Raw genomic sequence first — 255 nt, 5'->3', positions numbered from 1 at the left:
ACTATTTGTTTTTTTATCAAAGAAATATTCAGACTTGGAGAATCTAAATTTAGGATTAAAAATATTCACACCTCTTTTTAGTGCGTATTCTGTTATTTTAGATGTTTTTTCTATGTTTCCATTATTTGTATTTAATAAAACTGAAATAAACTCTAACGGATAATAATATCTAAGATAACCACAAGCATATCCTAGATAAGAATATGGTGTTGAATGATTTAATGAAAATAAATAATCACTTGCATCTATTATTAC

At 23.9% G+C, this 255-nt stretch carries 1 protein-coding gene; it reads right to left on the bottom strand.

Annotated elements, in window-relative coordinates; translation table 11 throughout:
• A partial coding sequence (locus IC213_RS21455) for a hypothetical protein (RefSeq protein ID WP_227863597.1) occupies positions 1-255 on the bottom strand: 255 nt, incomplete at both ends.

It is taken from the genome of Clostridioides sp. ES-S-0049-02 (genome assembly GCF_020658465.1).
In the GTDB taxonomy this organism is placed as follows: domain Bacteria; phylum Bacillota; class Clostridia; order Peptostreptococcales; family Peptostreptococcaceae; genus Clostridioides.
Note: the sequence above shows the minus strand (reverse complement) of the source record. Positions and strands in the feature narration are given on the sequence as shown.